Raw genomic sequence first — 15526 nt, forward strand, 5'->3', positions numbered from 1 at the left:
ACCCCTATGTGTGAGGAGTGATTGCGGTGGGTGGGTCAGACCTGCTGGCCGACGTTCCAGAAGAAGTTGATCAGCGTCACCGACGCTCCGCAGATCACGGCCGCACCGCAGGAGACGAGGACGCCGACTTTTCCGCGGCCGGCGAGATGCGGGTTGGAGGAGTTCGCGCCGAAGCCCCACACGATCGCCGATATGATCAGCGCCAGCACGGACAGGATCAGGCCGACGGTCATCACGGCGCCGACGATGGTGCGGAGCTGTGCGATACCAGGCAGGCCATCGCTGTTGGGATCGATGTTGATGTCCATGGGCATGAGCACGGGCAGAGCGGTGATGAGATCGAACACGGTGGGCCTCCTGACGAACGTTCTCCGCCGGTAGTGCGGAGAACACGGATGGGTTCGGCGGTCAGGTGCGCGGCCAAACCCGTGACGCCGCAAACACGACAGGTTCGCGACACGGGCGGCAGGGCGTCGTCAGAGCTGCTGACCGAGGGTGATGAGCCAGTTCATCCACGCGACCCCGCCGCCGGCCACGACTGTGGTCCCGAGGGCGGTCCACGCGCCGATGCGTGCCTTGGACGCGGCGGTGTGGTTGCCGTTGGCAGTGGCGATGGCCCAGATGATGGCGGAGACGATCAGCATCAACACGGCGGTGATGAGCACGAACGTCAGGAGCGCGCCGACTACTTCGCGCAGGTCGCCGATGCCGCTCAGGCCCTCGAAGTCGGGGAACACGTCCATGGCCGTCAGCTTCCGGCCCGGACAGTGACGTGGAGGTGGTCGATGTGCCGGGTGGTGATATCTGTGCCGTGCGCGTAGTCGCGCCATCCTTCGGCGTCTCGGGCTAAGGACCAGATCTTGTCCTGCCAGATCAGATACTCGACGCCGAGGGTTTCGGCGTGGTCCTTCATCCAGTTGGTGACCTGCCATCCGGCCTCGAGCTGCGGGGGAGTGGGGTTGGTGCCGATGGCGTTACCGAACGTCAGATCGCACGCCCGGCCCAGGGGGTGTTCGGAGACGGTGCCGCGACGTGGCGAGTAGCAGGACCAGGAGGTCTCCGGGAATGCTGCCGTGGCCTGGCTGTGGAGGTGAAGGAGGCGGGCGGTGATTTGCCCGCCGCTGGTGGGGTCGTCGACCATGCGGTCTGGGTCGCCATCCACCGGCTCCGGCTCCCCGCCCGCTGTCCCTGGTCCGGGGTTGCAGCCGCCGGGTGCGCCGGTGGCAGGCTCGGGCAGGTCGGCGGCGTTGTGGGCGTTGAGCCAGGAGGCGGGGTCGCTGTGCTGGCCGTTGGTGCCGCCGTTGCGGACCTCGAAGTGCAGGTGCGGGCCGGTGGAGTTGCCGGAGGAGCCGACGTCGCCGATGTGCTGTCCGGCGGTGACGGTGTCGCCGGCCGTGACGCGGATGCCGGTCTCCCACATGTGCGCATACGCCGTCGCCACGACTGCTCCGTCGATGTGATGTTCGATGACGACAAGTCCGCCGTAGCCGCCGGAGAACTCGGCGACGGTCACGGTTCCGTCTGCTGCGGCGAGGATGGGGGTGCCGTCGGGGGCGGCGAAGTCAGCACCGGTATGGAACGAGTTCTCCCCGCTGATCGGGTGGACCCGGGGCCCGTAGTCCGAGGAGGGAACCCAGGTGCCCTCCGGCAGCGGGAACACCACCCGCGACGACTCTGCCGCGGTCATCACTATTGGCGCGACTGTGCTGCCGGTCGAAGTGTTCGCAGTGGTCTTGGTGGTGAGGGTGGTCAGGATGGTCTCGGCGACGGGCTCGTAGTTGCGGTACCGGTCGGGGTAGGCAGATACCTCGACGGCCTGGGCGGCTTCGCCTTTGTCCATGGATTCCCAGCCGGGGATATCTAGCAGCCCTCGGGGACTGGGGTAGTTCGGGCCGTCTGGTCCTCCGAAGAACGCCCGCGCCTGATAGACGGGGTCCATGAGGTCGGCGACCGTGCCCCACCCGGACTGAGGTCGCATCTGGAACAGGCCCAGCGAGTCGTGGTCGGAGCCGTCACCGTCGTTGGGGTAGTTCGCGGATTCGGGGTAGGTGCCCGTGTTGGCGAGCATGCGCAGGGTGGATTCGGTGAGGGCTGCCATCAGCGCGATTTGGAGCCCGTCCCGGGTAACCCCGTCGATGCCCGAGCCGGTCTCGATGATTGTCGCGGCGTAGGTGAGCTGCCGGTTGTTGAGGGTGAAGGTCTCGCCGTCCGCGGTGGTCACGGTCAACGACTCGGGGACATCGCCGATCGTGATGCCGTTCCCGGTGGCGGTGCACGCGGCGGTGGAGGCGGGGTTCATCAGCACCCCGATCCCGACCAGCGCGAACGACGGGCCGAGCAGGACCAGGGCGAGAGCGGCAGCGGCGAGCTTCTTCACGACAACGACCTCCTGGGCTTATCGGAGAGGGTTGTCGAGCTGGGACAGCCGCAGCAGATGGCAGGTGTCGTAGGTCGGGCCGCAGACGATGAACATCGTGAACGTCACCGGATGTTCGGAGGCGACCGGTTCGTTGTTCCAGAGGCCGGTGCGGTGGCGGGTGCCCTCGATTGTGTAGGCGGTCATTCCGGCAGGGAGCTGTCCCGGTTGAGCCTGTGCGACGGCGGTATCCCAGGCTTTGGGGACGAACTGGGCATCGATGGTGAGGTGCTGGGTCGTGGCGTACTGGCGCAGCTTCGCCCACGCTTCCCGGGTGGGCAGGTAGGTGGCGATGTCGGAGGCAAGCCCGGCTTGCTCGGCGCCAGTGGGGTCGCCGTCAGCAAGAAGAACCGAGGTGTAGTCCTGGGGCATGAATCCCGACGCGGTGTCCCAGGCAAATAAGGCAGTCGCAACGTTGCGGGCGAAAGTCTCCGGATCATCCGACCCGGCTACGACGGGCAGGCGCGGTGTAGCAGTCGGCGCCGGGACGGTAGGTGTCGTGGCGGCTGGCCCAGGACCGGTCGAGCCGCTGTCGGTGCCGGCGGGTGTGGGTGGTCCGGTGATGAGGCCGTAGACGCCGACACCGGCCAGCACGAGAACCGCCGCGACTGCGGCGAGGACGGCGATCCATCGGCGACGGATACGGGGGTCAGTGAGGTCGGGTGTCTTCATGCCCCGTAGGTGCACTACCGGAACCCAGCGGCCTGAAGAGCGGCGCGGAGGAGTCAGAGGGCGCGCAGGTGACCGCGGACGGGCGCGAGGTCACTGCCGGTCTGTCGGTCGTGGGCAGCACGCAGCTCGTCCGCGAACTGGCCGGTCCCGGCGGCAGTGGTCAGGAAGGACTCGATCTGTTCGTCGCTGAGTTCGGCGGCGAGCTGATCGGCGTCGTAGTGGGTCCACCAGTCGACCAGTTCACCCCAGGTGAGCACGAACGCCCGCACCGGATACTGAACCGGCTCGCCACCTTCGTCGGAGGACGGGGCGGGGCGGGGTGTGCGTTTCTTCGTCTTGCTGTTCTTGGCTCGGGTGAGCGCGTCGGAGGCGAGCTGGTGCAGGTCAGTCTCACGCTGATCTTGAGCGGTGGTCGCGGTGGCGCGGACGGATTCGTAAATGGGATGGACCGGAGCGCCGGCATCGATGCGTGCCAACTCAGCAGCGACGTGCGCGCGGAGTTCGGTCGGTTGGGCGGGGTCGGCGGCGATGTGCTCCAGGTAGCCGATCTTGTCGAGGGTCTTGTAGGAGGCGCCGCCCGGGATCATCGCCGCGGCCTGCTCGCGGGTCTTGCCGCGCGAGCCGGCTGACGGTGGTGGAAATTTTCCACCACCGTCAGCTCCCGGCGGGTGGTCGCTGCTGAACATGGTTGCTGCTTGTCGCCGTTCGGCGTCTTCGGCCATCAGGGTTTTCAGTTCCCGGTAGAGGGCGGCGGCCTCGGTGTGCGTCAGTGGCTTGTGCAGCGCGTTGTCGTCCTGCTCGGCCAGGAGATGTCCGAGGCGGTCGGAGATACCTGAGCGGACCCACACATTGGTTTTCTTCCATCCGAGACGTGTGATCGCCGCCAGCCGGCGGGCACCGCACACCAGCACCCCGTCGGGGGTGATCGTGATGGGTTGCAGGAGCCCGTCGCGCTCAATGGACGCAGCAAGTTCATCGATGTCGCCCAGCTCGGTCCGGTGCCGGCGTCCGACCCGAATCGAGGCGACCGTCCGCTCCAGCTCGATGAACCCCGCTGGTGCGCTCACCGCGACCCACCCCCGCCAGGTTCGCGAGGTGCGGCGAGAGAGACGGCGAGGACGAGGTCGTCATCACGCAGCAGCACCGCGACGGGCTCGCCGATCAGCAGCCGTAGCAGCACGCCCCGCCCGGCAGCGGTCGCGGCGTAGGCAGGGTGGGGATTGCCCAGTACCGCCTTCAAGAGGGCAGTCCAAGAGGTGCGAGTGATGTCGAGCAGGGCGCGGGCGTGCTTGTCGCGTCGCAGGGCCTCGTAGGTAGCCTGGCGAGTGCCAGCCCTGGTCAGTGCCCCGCAGACGTGTTCGATCCCGGCTCGCGCGGTCGCCGGCGGCCAGTCCAGCAGGGTGAAGAACTCGATGGCATCCTCGACCGCGGCCGACGCGGAGGTGGACGCCCCCGCCGAGGGCTCGTCCTCACCTTGGCTCTGGCCGTCGCCGTCGCCGTCGCCTGTTGGCGTTGGATCGGTGACGTGGAACGCGGGGTCGTAGTCGATCAGGGGATTGTCGCGGTCGCTGAACCGTTCCGGGTCGTGGAATGCCGACACGTGCGGGCGTCGTGCCTGATGCACCGAGCACAGCAAGCCTTGGGCACGTTCCTCGAAGATGCAGGTGATCCGCACCGCATGAGTGACCACCGCCCACGGGTCGACCGCGGTCCGGGCGGCCCGGGTGCGCATCACGTCGAACGCTGCGGACGCCGCCTCCCACGGGTCCAACCCGTGCTTGCTCGCCAAGCGCGCGTACTTCTCGGCTACGAACACCATCAGCTCCGCTGCCATTGGGTCGCGTCGCCATCCGCCCGGCCCTAATTCGTGGAGCCGGCGCAGCAGGATGCGTAGGCCTTCGCTGGTTGTGTAGTCCTCGACGCTCTCGGTCGGGCGCTCGGTCGTGGTGTGCGTGTTCTCGGTCATGGTCGGGGCACCTCCTGACACACAGGTGCGCACGCGCCTCCAGCAGACGTCGTCTGCGACGTGTCGGTGCTGGGGGCGCGCATCGTCAGCTCACCTCAGCCCGATCCCCGAACGCGTCACCCACGACTGTGACCCGCCCGAACGCCCGAAGTCCGACACCGGCGGTAAACGCCGTGCCCGCTCGGCCTCGACCGTTTGCGCGTCGCTGATCCGGCGTCTGCCCGCACGGACCGCCTGAGCCGGGAGGCTACGGGTGCGGCGGGCCAGCTCGACCTCGAAGTCAATACCCCGACCCGCCAACGCGGCACCGTGACGAGCCATCAAGTCGGTCGGCCGCACCCACTCCACACCCCGCACACGGCTGACGGACGCTCCTGTCGGCGACGTGTCGCTGCCCGGGCGGCTGATTCTTGCGGCCTGCACCGCCTCCGGGGTCTCTGTCCTGTCGGCACGCTCCGATGAGGCGGGGGCCGTCTCCGGCTCGGGCGCGTGTTGATGGCGCTCGTGTGGCTGGGCGGGATGGCTGCTCATTAGTTATCTGCCTCCTCGACTTCGGCATCTTCGGTGTCGTCGGGACGGTGCGCGCTGGCGAACCATCGGCCCACGGTCGAGGGATGTACCTGGAGCTCGCGGGCGATCTCCTTGTTAGACCACCCCCGGCCATGTAGCTCCCGGGCGTGGTCGCGCCGATCCGCGGCAGCAGCCGCGCGGAGCGGTGCTTCCTCAACAGCGGGGAGTCGTCTCAAGAGCGTGCTCCCAACGCGCGGCGGCGGTGCGACGAGGTTTCGTTGCGCGGTCGTGGTGCCTGAGACGTCCGGCGTCTCCTCAGCGGTTGACGGCTCCCCAGCGGAGGGGAGGGGGCGGGTGAGAATGACGGTCAGATGGGTGATCGCCAACAGCACAACCGGCGGGACAGCCGCCACACTCGCGGCCAACACACCTGGGACATCGGCGTCGGCGGCGACGACGGCGTGGATCGCGTTCGCGGTCACAGACACGACGGCCCCGCCTATCAGCAGTGCCCACGAGTACCAGGCCGACCGCCGTCCGGCCAGAGCGACGACGGCGACCGTGGCGACCACGATCATCCCGTCCACGATCAGCGGCCAAGCCCATGCTTGTTCTTCGCCAATCCCGGACCGGGCGGCAAGGTCCGCCAACGCCGTAAAGCTGAGCCAGAACGCCCCCGCAGCGATGAACACCGTCCCGGCCACAGCCGTCACTACCGCCCAACGGCGGCCCGCCTGCTCGGCGAGAATGGAGGTGGCCATCACAGGACCCGCGTATTCGACGGGCCCGAAGCAGCAGGGTCCCTGACAAACCAGGTGCCTGCCTCTGGCGGTGCCGACGCTTGCACGGAGGACGCGGACGCGTCCCTGACGGGGTGAGCGGCACGGTAGGCAGAACGGATGGTCGCGATGATCTCCTGTTCACCCAAACCCGCATCCGAAGCAGCGGCGCCCAGTACGTCGAGGGCATCGGAGGTTGGTAGGCCGTTCTCCGCAAGCCGGCACGCGGCCCAGAACAGGCTGCGGTTCCGCTCACCCTCCGCGCGTCCAGCGACCCATCTCGCCAACCGCGACACATCCGCACCTTGCCGCTGAGCTGTATTCCTCGGCTCGCGAACTGTGGGGCGCGGGTCGAGGAAATCTCGCAACCGATCCGAGTCGAGCACCGAGGACGTTCCGGCCTCGACCCGCCGCGCCCGATAACCGACAACGTTGCCGGCGATGGACATCCGTGAGGGTGGGACGACGATGTATCCGCCGTCGCCACGGAAGTCGATCCCCGCGCGCGCCGCCTGCCAGGACCGTTGCACCTGACCAAGCGTTGATCGGTAGTAGGCGTGCATCCCACCCGACGGCGTGGATACCAGGAGCTGCCACCCGTCCAGCAAATCCACTCGATGGGCGCGCGAGAAACCACGGAACCCATCGACAGGGCCATGGACATCGACATCCACCACGACCATGCCCGAGGGTGCACCGGTCGGGACCCCGATGTTCGCCCCAGGAGACCGGGCCCACCACGCGGCGACTCGGTCGGCGTCGGTCGTGGCGTCGTGGAAGCCGTGCTCGGTCAGCGGTCGTTTCCCGCCCGGTATGCACGGGAACACCGGTACTCCCACGCGAGCCAGCTCTTCGGCGGCAGCAGGCAACGACTGCGGGCCGGATGCTCGCGTCAGCGCACGGGCGAACACGTCTGGGAAGACCATCACAGGCCTCTCTCTCGCGCCGTTGCGGTCGCTACGGTCGTGACCCGCGCGCCAGCGTCAAGTAGCAACGCTGCGCGTTCGGGCGCTAACCGTTCGGTATCGGACTGGTTTCGTTGCGGTGTCTCACGTTCCAAGCCCGGCGGGGTGCCGTCGCCGAGCTGGGCGGTATCGAGCTGGTCGAGGATTCCCATCGCGGTCTTGCGAACCCGCTCACCGGTGGTCTTGACGATCTCGACCGGCTCCTTGCCGTCGACCCTGGCCGCCCAGGTCGACACGTACGGAATCGTGTAACCAGAAGTGTCCATGCCGTGGGCGGCGCCGATCATCAGCGCGACCGACTCTGCCTCGACCTCTCCGATGCCACGGTGCTGGCGAGCGTTCTCGGCATCAGAGCCGTGCATGAGCACATGACCGAGTTCGTGAGCGAGAGTCTTCACCTGCGCGGCCGGGTCCATGTTTTCTCGCACCGCCACCGTCTTCGCGGTGTAGTCCGTCACCCCGTTGGCGCCTTGGATCATCCCCTCGTGTGGGACCCGAAGCACCTCAAACCCGCGCTCCTCGACCAGGGCTGCCAGTCCGCCCCATAGACCGGCGGGTGCCTCGCCTTCTAGAAGCCGTGGTGAGGGCGGTTCCGGAATTGGGTCCCCAGCCGTCTGCGCGACATCCCACACGTAGGCAGGGCGCGCGGCGATCATCTTCGACCGCACGACCTCGCCCGGCCTCGGCCTCTCGCCCTTCTCAAGCCGACGCCATGAATCGGAGGCAGCAGGATTTGACGAGGCGAAGCGTCCCGTTACCGGGGCGAAGATCATGTATCCCGACTGGCCCTTATCCACCTGACGGCCCAAACCCTGCCACTGTCGATACCCCGCCACGTACGACGGCATCGGGTCGGGCACCCGGCCCGCCTCATACGCGGCCTCATGCTGTGCCCAGATCAGCAGCGTGTTAGAAAAGGATCGCGCCCGAAATCGTGCCGCGAACGCGAGCGCCCGCGCCCAGTCATCACCGGCGACGAGCTGTTCCACAGCACCGGTCAGGCGCTCATGCAGCTCGTCGAGCTTCGCCTCTCGCCCCTCCTGGGATTGCTCCCGCGTTCTGGCCATGGCCTGGTCTCCTCCCGATACCCTGAGCACCGGGCCGATCGGGCTCGGTGACGATCAGGTACGCCGGGACCACCAGCAATGAGAGACGGACAGCGAAACAAGCGATGTGACCGTCGGGCGCGGCGGTGAACCCAACGAGTCTTATCTGGACTACCAGTCGAGCGGCTACCTCCGGGCGGAGGCGCGGGCGAGATGCGGATACTCGTACCTCAGATGCGCAAATATGTATCACGACTCACGCCGTGGCACTGCCCCGGCCACGTGCCGATACCGGGTGGGCGTAACTCCAACAGCCTGACGGAACATCCGTGCGGCGTGTCCCCGGCTCTGCCAGCCGACCTGAGCCATCGCTACCTCGATCGGCAGGTCAGTCTCGCGCAGAAGTCGAGCAAGTCTCTCGGCGCGCACTGTCGATAAATAGGTCATTGGTGTCTTGCCGTAGGCGTCCACGAAGACCCGGCCGAGTTGCGATGAAGACAAGTGCACGGCCGATGCGAGATCCTGGAGGGTCCACCGTTCCTCGGGCCGGTTTCGAAGCAGTTCCAGAGCCTGTCGAGCTTCGGTGCGTAGCGGCCCGAACCGGCGGAGCGACGGGGTGCCGGGCCGGCGGAGTGTCTTCCGCTGACTTGGTGTGCGACGCACCGGGGTAGTTTTTAGGTGGGGAATGGTTACATCAAGCACCGCGAAGAGCAGGGCCTGCATTCGGTAGAACCGATCGGGTGGTGCGCCATCGATGCTAAGCGCCACCAATTCATCCAACCACGGCATGAGCACCCCGGCGCGCTCTTCGCCAAGGCTCAAAATCTGAGCTGGCTCGGAGTAAAGCTCACTAGCGAAATCCCGAGCATCCCACCGATCCGCGAGCAGCTCGGCGTATTGCCAGAAGAGTTGGTCGATGACGTAGTCGCGGTCGAGGTAAAGAGTGGTCACTGTGAGTGAACCTTCGGGTTCGCCGCCGCAAAGGGTGTTAGCGGCGAGAGCAACGATGTCACCGACCTGGACGGGCTTCTCGCCGAACTCGCTGAGGAGAATTGCGGAGCCGTCGCGGACGACGATGATCTTTATGCAGTCGTATGCCACCGGGCTTACGGGTTCGCGCACGACACGTGTCCGAGCGACGATTGGGGGAAAAGCGCGTGAGGCGTCCCGCTGCCCTTCTCGCAAAATAGTGCACTCTGCCGGATTAAAGCGTTTGGCTCAGGAGGGCCCAGGTCGTGTCGCAGCACAAACAACTACGAAAAAGCGTATCCCCGACTGAAACAGTTCGGTCATCGCGTGGATCAGTTGGAGAGGTGAAACCGGGAGTCACGGCCATAGTCGTTGAGCCGTAGTTTGAGTGCGGCTGCGACTTGCATGGGTGCGTCGTTTCCAATGAGCAGCCGAAGACGTTCATCGTTCTGGTTCTCAACGTGCGCGAGGATGAGGGCCGCCACCTCTGCGGCTGGCGTGCCATCAGCGGGAGCCTCTGATGAAGGCCACGGCACTGTCGCTGTACCGAACAGATCCGTTCGCAGCTTGTCGTAGGCAGCACTCGGCTGGCTGAACCGCATGCTGTCGCCTCCCCACTCGGTAGCTATTGCCCCAGGCTGCGCCAGAGTTACGCGAATACCGAACTGGGCGACTTCGCCTGCCAATGCCTCGCTGAATCCTTCGAGACCCCACTTGGCCGAGTTGTAAAGTCCGAGGGTTGGCATTGTTCCTACGGCGCCGACGGTGGACACCTGGACAATGTGCCCGCTGCCCTGGTCGCGCATGACGGGGATCGCAGCCTGACTTAGCCAAAGGGGTCCGAAGAGATTCGTGTCGACAATGTCTCGGGCGTCCTGTTCGGAAGCCTCCTCTACAGCGCTGATGAGTCCGTAGCCCGCATTGTTGACGAGAACATCGAGTCGTCCGAATCTGGACACGACGTCCGCGACAGCCTCGAACGCTCCCTGCCTGTCGCGGACGTCGAGGTGGTGGACAGTTAGGCGCTCGTGAACCGGCAGAGAGTGCGAGCTTCGCACCGTCGCCACCACAGAATGCCCAGCGTCGAGGGCGGCCATCGTGAGGGCGCGACCCAGGCCGCGTCCGGCTCCAGTGATCATCCATATCTGTGCGGTGTTCATGCGATCATCCTAGCGCAAACTGGACGTACCGTCTCGTTTGAGTTGATATCATCGGGTATGGCTCGCCCACGCACCCAAGCGAAAATCTTCGAGGCCGTGCTCACGCTCGCTGCGGAGCAGGGCTTCGGAGACATCACGATGGAGGGCCTTGCGGCTCGTGCTGGACTCAGTAAGCAGACCTTGTACCGCACATGGCCTTCGACCGGGGCCATCCTGTTTGATGCGCTACTAGCCCAGAGCCTGAGCGAAGGTGGCGAGGTCGACGTGCCGAATTCAGGCGACCTGTCTGCGGACCTCGAATTGCTTGCGACTGCGGCCATAGCGGAGTTGCGCGATCCCGTTCACGAACGACTTCTGAGGGCGGTGACTGCGGATATGCAGACGGACGAGGACCTCGCCTCTCAGTTCCAGGATCGACTGTTGTCCCCACAACTCCGCGCGGTCTCTGATCGATTCAGACAGAGCGGTATCGAGAACTCAGACGATGCAGCGGAGCTTCTACTGGGTCCGATTCTTCACCGCTGGCTGCTGCGAACACGCCCCTTCGACCCCGATTGGGTGCGCGCGCACGTTGGACGGGTTCTTCGAGCGACCATGCCCTAGCCGTCAGGGGAGGGGCTCGTTCTGGACAGTGAGAATTGGTGACGCCCTCGGCGTGGCACTCCTCTGTCGCCGCCACGACTGTATTGCTGTCCAAGGGCGTTTATCCGGACGTCCTTGGCGCTCGTTGGTCGACACCGTCACCGATGAGCTTTGCATCGAGATGGTCTGTGTGCGGAGAGGAACCGCGTGCGGGGATCTCCGGGGAGACCCATAGATGTGTGTCACGGCTCAGGCTCTAAGTTGTCTTGACTGAGCTGCCGGTATCGAACCGGAGTTACGCCGACGGCCTCGCGGAAGATTCGGGCGGCGTGGCCTCGGCTTTGCCAGCCGACCTGCCGCATCGCTACTCCGACAGGTAAGTCGGTCTCCCGCAGCAGTCGCGCCAGCCTCCCGGCGCGCACTGTCGATAGGTAGGTCATTGGCGTCTTGCCGTAGGCATCCACGAAGACCCGGCCGAGTTGCGACGGCGACAGGTGCACGGCAGATGCGAGATCTTGGAGCGTCCACCTCTCCGCGGGCCGGTCGCGAAGCAAATCCAGCGCCTGCCGAGCTTCAGCGCGCAACGGTGCGAACTCCCGGAGCGACGGGGGACCGAGCCGGCGGGAGGTCTTCCGCTGGCTGGGCGTGCGGCGCACCGAGGTGGTTTTCACGTACGGAATGGTCACGTCGAGCACCGCGAAAAGCAGGGCTTGCATCCGGAAGAACCGATCCGATGATGCACCGCCGATGCTGAGCGCTACCAACTCGTCCAACCACGGCATGAGCATCCCAGCGCGATTCTCGCCGAGGTGCAGAATCTGGGCGGGCTCGGAGTACAGCTCGTCAGTGAAATCCTGCGCGTCGAGCCGGTCCGCAAGCAGCGCGGCGTGTTGCCAGAACACCTGGTCGACGATGTAGTCGCGATCTAGGTACAGGGTGGTGACGGTGATCGACCCCTCAGGGTCGCTTCCGCACAGAGTATTTGCCGCGAGGGCCACGACATCGCCCACCTTGACTGGTCTCTCGCCGAACTCGCTGAACAGAATCGCGGAGCCATCGCGAACAAAGATCAACTTCACGCAGTCGTAGGCGACGGGGGCGATGGGGGCATGGATTGTTCGGCTTCGAGCCACTAACGGCTCGAAGCCGACCTCCCGAGTCGGTTCGTGAGACACCGATCGCTGTTCAGCGAGCGTCCAGGGGGTGCCGTACCTCGCTTTCTCGCATGCGCCCAGCCATCAGCGCGATGAGCGCCAGAACTGGTGGGATGACTCCTGCGATCACGAAGATCGTGGGAATGGGAACGAGGAGCGAAAGAGGGCCGGCTATAGCGATCGAGACCGGCATGAACGCGATCGAGACGAAGAAGTCGAGGCTCGCGACTCGGCCGATCATGTCGAGCGGCACGAGTCGCTGAAGCAGTGTCCCCCAGACAACGACCCCGGCTCCCGTCGTTGCGCCGACAAGGAACAGCGCTCCGAGCATCAGGATCAGGTTGTTGGCGACGCCGATACCCACGAGAGGAAGCGTGCCCCCGCCCCAGCAGACGATCATGAACGTGAGGTAGCGACGCGGGAGTTTCAGCGACGACACGACGAGCGAGCCGACCGCCCCGCCGATCCCGTATGCAGCGAGGAGGAATCCGAAAGTCGCTTCGGCGTCCTCGAATCGGTCGCGGGTAAGGAAGGGCAGGAGCACCTCGATCGGGCCCTGGATGATGAGCGCGAGTGAGGAACCGAAAATCAGCGTCCAGAGCAGCCAGCGCGTGCGCGACACGTAACTTACTCCCGCACGGAGGTCTCCCCAGATGCTCGCACGCTCCTCAGGCGATGTGCCGCGAACTGGTTCGTCGCGGTGGCTGAGGAACAGAGTGATGACGAATGCAACCAAGTACGAGCCCGCGACGATTGCCGCCCCGATGGCAGGGAAGAAAAGACCGACGACGATTCCCCCGAGAGCGGGGCCGAGCCCTTGACCCATCGATGGGCGTAGTGCGCCCTCGAGTCCATTCGCAGCAAGGAGTTGTTCTGCCGGAAGTACCTCTGGCAAGTACGCGCTGTACGCCGGGTAGAAGAACGCGCTTCCGGCGCCCATCGCGAACGAGGCGACGCCGACGTGCCACAGCTCGATCGTTCCGGTGAGCGATAGAACGGCCACCATACCCATGACGACGGCGGTGCACCCCTGAACGGTGATGATGATTCGTCGTTTGGAGAATCTATCCGCGACCACGCCGCCGAGAATCGAGAACGCGAACAGGCCGAGACTCATGCCTGTTGCGACCGCGGAGAGCGCAAGAGGACTGTCATCAAGCGCGAGCACTTGAAAGACCATGACGATCGTCCACATACCCGTTCCGAAAACCTCGATGCCCACCGCAGCGAACAGAAGGCGGTAGTCCCGAGTCGCCAGAGGCCGCAAGGCACGCATCCGGTCGAACTTCTTCTCGCTCATACGAGTGCCTCGCGATCGACCGACGCCGTCAGTTGAAGACTCGGCCAATCCTCCACGTCACGGAGGAGCTGCCGATCATGCGTCGAGAGAACGACGGCCGCCTGAGTTGCGCCGAGAGCCTCGGTGAGTTCATCAACGAGCGCACTGGAGAGATGATTGGTGGGTTCATCCAACAGCAGCACGTGGGGACGTGTCGCGAGCACGAGGGCCAGATCAAGTCGGCGCTGTTGCCCCATCGACAGCTCTCCCACGCGCTTGCCCGCCTCACGCGGACGCAGGAGACCGAGTTGTGAGAGGCCGATGGCTTCCGAGGATTTCATGACGCCTGCGGCGATGAGTTCGCCGACGTGCGCGGCATATAGCTCGCTGACCCTCCGGTCCTCTGGCAGGGCGGTTTCCTGGCGGAGGTAGCCCAGCCGCGTTCCACGAGGACACCGAGCAGTTCCGGTGTCCGGACTCAGATCGCCTGCGGCGATGCTCAGCAGCGTCGACTTGCCGACGCCGTTCGGTCCGGTCACCACGAGGCGGCCACGGTGTGAGAGCGAGAACGAAACCGGCTCGGTCAGCCGCCCTGCGACACTGACGTTGTCAACATCAATGAGGACGGCCCCGGTCCTTGTCGGAAGGTCGGGGAACCGGAAGAGCTGCGGTGGTTCGGGGACCGTAATGGCGTGAGCTTCGAGGACTTCCTGGCGCCGGTGCACGTTCTGCACGATCCCGCTGGCGCGGGTTGCGCGGCCGTGCTTATTGGTGCCCTTTTCCGGACGCCATCCCGAGACGAGCCTGTTCTGTGCGGCGCTAAGGCTCTCCTGCAGGCGGGCATGCTCGGCTTGCTGGCGGTCGTAATCCTGCTCCCACCGGACGCGTTCGGCTTGGCGCCCCTCCCTGTATCCGGAGTAACCGCTGCCGTAGATGCGCGGGCGATCATCCAGTGTCGGGTCAAGATCGACAACGGTGTCCGCAATGTCGGACAGCAGGGCTCGATCGTGGCTGACAACGACCACACCGCCGCTGCGACTTCGGAGCTGCGCCGTCAAGAAATCGAGTCCGCTGCGATCAATATGGTTGGTGGGCTCGTCGAGTAGTAGGAAGTCATGGTCCGCGCCTAAGAGGCAAGCCAAGCGGACCCGATACCTCTGCCCCACAGATAGATCAGCGAGCAACCTAGTCTTGTCGGTCTCCGCCTCAAGGGCTTCGAGCGCTATCTGCACGCGCCGCTCGGCATCCCAGGCATCGAGCGCCTCGGCGAGTTCCAACGAGGCGGCGTACTCCTCTGCGGCTCCATCTATTCCGTTGGCAAGCGCGCGAGCGGCTGCATCGAATGTCGCCAACGCCGCAAGCGGTTCGGCGATTGAGTCCGCCACAGCCTGGCCAACGGTTCTCTCGTCGGCAGCTGTCATCTCCTGTTCGGCGAGACCAAGAGTGCCAGTGCGTTGCACAGTTCCGCTATCGGGCGGCAATGTGCCGGCCAGGACGTGCAGGAGGGTGGACTTTCCGCGCCCGTTCTCTCCCACGATCGCGACTCGGGATGAGGGCGTGACGACGAGGTTGACGTAATTAAGCACAGACATCGTGCCCCTCATTACAGAGACGTCGGTGGCAGTGAGCTGCGCGTGATGGCGCGCCGGATGACGGTTGGTAGGGGTGAGCATTCGAATCCTTCGATACGGCGCACCAGAAGCCGAGAGGCAATCGGGTACGCAAATGACGGCGACCCTAGGAAGGGTCAGAACGAGCGACCGCCGCGGGCTCGGAGTTACTCAACGAGCGCGGTGGGCCTACTCAGCCGTCACAGGAAGTACAAATGCATCTGATGAGTGTACAGGACAAGGCTGAACTCTCGCCAGGGCCGTTCCGCTCGCCCCGAAGCACCCGCGGTCTCGGGCAGCCGGTCTCGCTGTCCGAAGCGGCTTCGCGCCCGGAGCTGCCACGCCTCTTGCAGGTCGAGGAGCGGCACCCGTGCCGGAGAATGGGTGCATGCCTGAATCTTGTGCTTTCTGCGGGTCG

General features: G+C 65.5%; 16 protein-coding genes. 1 reads left to right on the forward strand and 15 read right to left on the reverse strand.

The genetic code is table 11. The annotated features are described in order from the left end of the window. Window positions 1-35: 35 nt before the first annotated feature. From HMI58_RS09325 to HMI58_RS09380, 12 genes are all read right to left on the reverse strand, one after another. Complete coding sequence (locus HMI58_RS09325) at window positions 36-347, reverse strand: DUF6112 family protein (protein WP_077685426.1); 312 nt, start codon at window positions 345-347, stop codon at window positions 36-38. A gap of 129 nt (window positions 348-476) precedes the next feature. Then, a complete protein-coding gene (locus HMI58_RS09330; RefSeq protein ID WP_077685425.1) occupies window positions 477-743 on the reverse strand; it encodes a DUF6112 family protein in 267 nt (88 codons plus the stop codon). Between the two features lie 5 nt (window positions 744-748). Further along, window positions 749-2377 (reverse strand): M23 family metallopeptidase, encoded by a 1629-nt coding sequence (locus HMI58_RS09335; RefSeq protein ID WP_171619252.1) that lies wholly within the window; start codon window positions 2375-2377, stop codon window positions 749-751. Between the two features lie 18 nt (window positions 2378-2395). Then, on the reverse strand, window positions 2396-3088 hold the full coding sequence (locus HMI58_RS09340; protein WP_171619254.1) for a hypothetical protein: 693 nt from the start codon (window positions 3086-3088) through the stop codon (window positions 2396-2398). 53 nt (window positions 3089-3141) lie between these two features. Then, window positions 3142-4155, reverse strand: coding sequence for a ParB N-terminal domain-containing protein (locus HMI58_RS09345; RefSeq protein ID WP_171619256.1), 1014 nt, complete (start codon window positions 4153-4155; stop codon window positions 3142-3144). After that, window positions 4152-5054 (reverse strand): hypothetical protein, encoded by a 903-nt coding sequence (locus HMI58_RS09350; protein WP_171619258.1) that lies wholly within the window; start codon window positions 5052-5054, stop codon window positions 4152-4154. Before HMI58_RS09350 ends, HMI58_RS09345 begins: the two co-directional genes overlap by 4 nt. 90 nt (window positions 5055-5144) lie before the next feature. Beyond that, a complete protein-coding gene (locus HMI58_RS09355; RefSeq protein ID WP_171619260.1) occupies window positions 5145-5585 on the reverse strand; it encodes a hypothetical protein in 441 nt (146 codons plus the stop codon). After that, entirely contained in the window at window positions 5585-6325 is a 741-nt protein-coding gene (locus tag HMI58_RS09360) for a DUF2637 domain-containing protein (RefSeq protein ID WP_171619262.1), read from the reverse strand. The genes HMI58_RS09355 and HMI58_RS09360 overlap by 1 nt, the downstream gene beginning before the upstream one ends. After that, window positions 6325-7269 (reverse strand): bifunctional DNA primase/polymerase, encoded by a 945-nt coding sequence (locus tag HMI58_RS09365; protein WP_171619350.1) that lies wholly within the window; start codon window positions 7267-7269, stop codon window positions 6325-6327. Before HMI58_RS09365 ends, HMI58_RS09360 begins: the two co-directional genes overlap by 1 nt. After that, a complete protein-coding gene (locus HMI58_RS09370) occupies window positions 7269-8375 on the reverse strand; it encodes an ImmA/IrrE family metallo-endopeptidase (protein WP_171619264.1) in 1107 nt (368 codons plus the stop codon). The genes HMI58_RS09365 and HMI58_RS09370 overlap by 1 nt, the downstream gene beginning before the upstream one ends. Window positions 8376-8603: 228 nt before the next feature. Next, the gene (locus tag HMI58_RS09375) at window positions 8604-9476 is read right to left on the reverse strand and encodes an AraC family transcriptional regulator (RefSeq protein WP_318779180.1); all 873 of its coding nucleotides are present in this window, start codon (window positions 9474-9476) and stop codon (window positions 8604-8606) included. Window positions 9477-9655: 179 nt separating this feature from the next. Continuing rightward, window positions 9656-10483 carry an SDR family NAD(P)-dependent oxidoreductase gene (locus HMI58_RS09380; RefSeq protein WP_225668013.1) on the reverse strand — a complete coding sequence of 276 codons (828 nt, stop codon included), beginning with the start codon at window positions 10481-10483 and terminating at the stop codon, window positions 9656-9658. 57 nt (window positions 10484-10540) lie between these two features. Here HMI58_RS09380 and HMI58_RS09385 point away from each other — a divergent pair, with 57 nt between their 5' ends. Next, window positions 10541-11086 (forward strand): TetR/AcrR family transcriptional regulator, encoded by a 546-nt coding sequence (locus HMI58_RS09385; RefSeq protein ID WP_171619266.1) that lies wholly within the window; start codon window positions 10541-10543, stop codon window positions 11084-11086. 221 nt (window positions 11087-11307) lie between these two features. Here HMI58_RS09385 and HMI58_RS09390 read toward each other — a convergent pair whose 3' ends face one another. Genes HMI58_RS09390 through HMI58_RS09400 form a run of 3 tightly spaced genes read right to left on the reverse strand, consistent with a single transcriptional unit; the run spans window position 11308 to window position 15171 of the window. Further along, window positions 11308-12240, reverse strand: a complete 933-nt coding sequence (locus HMI58_RS09390) for an AraC family transcriptional regulator (RefSeq protein WP_171619268.1) — start codon at window positions 12238-12240, stop codon at window positions 11308-11310. 10 nt (window positions 12241-12250) lie between these two features. Beyond that, window positions 12251-13519, reverse strand: a complete 1269-nt coding sequence (locus HMI58_RS09395; protein WP_171619270.1) for an MFS transporter — start codon at window positions 13517-13519, stop codon at window positions 12251-12253. Then, a complete protein-coding gene (locus HMI58_RS09400; protein ID WP_171619272.1) occupies window positions 13516-15171 on the reverse strand; it encodes an ABC-F family ATP-binding cassette domain-containing protein in 1656 nt (551 codons plus the stop codon). The genes HMI58_RS09395 and HMI58_RS09400 overlap by 4 nt, the downstream gene beginning before the upstream one ends. Between the last annotated feature and the right edge of the window lie 355 nt (window positions 15172-15526).

Origin of the sequence: Arthrobacter sp. 147(2020) (assembly GCF_013116715.1) — a bacterium.
Lineage (GTDB): Bacteria > Actinomycetota > Actinomycetes > Actinomycetales > Micrococcaceae > Arthrobacter_D.

Excerpts from the sequence above, each read along its gene's own strand:
- HMI58_RS09330 (WP_077685425.1), bottom strand. The coding sequence starts at position 743 with ATGGACGTGTTCCCCGACTTCGAGGGCCTGAGCGGCATCGGCGACCTG.
- HMI58_RS09340 (WP_171619254.1), bottom strand. The coding sequence starts at position 3,088 with ATGAAGACACCCGACCTCACTGACCCCCGTATCCGTCGCCGATGGATC.
- HMI58_RS09350 (WP_171619258.1), bottom strand. The coding sequence starts at position 5,054 with ATGACCGAGAACACGCACACCACGACCGAGCGCCCGACCGAGAGCGTC.
- HMI58_RS09355 (WP_171619260.1), bottom strand. The coding sequence starts at position 5,585 with ATGAGCAGCCATCCCGCCCAGCCACACGAGCGCCATCAACACGCGCCC.
- HMI58_RS09360 (WP_171619262.1), bottom strand. The coding sequence starts at position 6,325 with ATGGCCACCTCCATTCTCGCCGAGCAGGCGGGCCGCCGTTGGGCGGTA.
- HMI58_RS09365 (WP_171619350.1), bottom strand. The coding sequence starts at position 7,269 with ATGGTCTTCCCAGACGTGTTCGCCCGTGCGCTGACGCGAGCATCCGGC.
- HMI58_RS09370 (WP_171619264.1), bottom strand. The coding sequence starts at position 8,375 with ATGGCCAGAACGCGGGAGCAATCCCAGGAGGGGCGAGAGGCGAAGCTC.
- HMI58_RS09380 (WP_225668013.1), bottom strand. The coding sequence starts at position 10,483 with ATGAACACCGCACAGATATGGATGATCACTGGAGCCGGACGCGGCCTG.
- HMI58_RS09385 (WP_171619266.1), top strand. The coding sequence starts at position 10,541 with ATGGCTCGCCCACGCACCCAAGCGAAAATCTTCGAGGCCGTGCTCACG.
- HMI58_RS09395 (WP_171619270.1), bottom strand. The coding sequence starts at position 13,519 with ATGAGCGAGAAGAAGTTCGACCGGATGCGTGCCTTGCGGCCTCTGGCG.
- HMI58_RS09400 (WP_171619272.1), bottom strand. The coding sequence starts at position 15,171 with ATGCTCACCCCTACCAACCGTCATCCGGCGCGCCATCACGCGCAGCTC.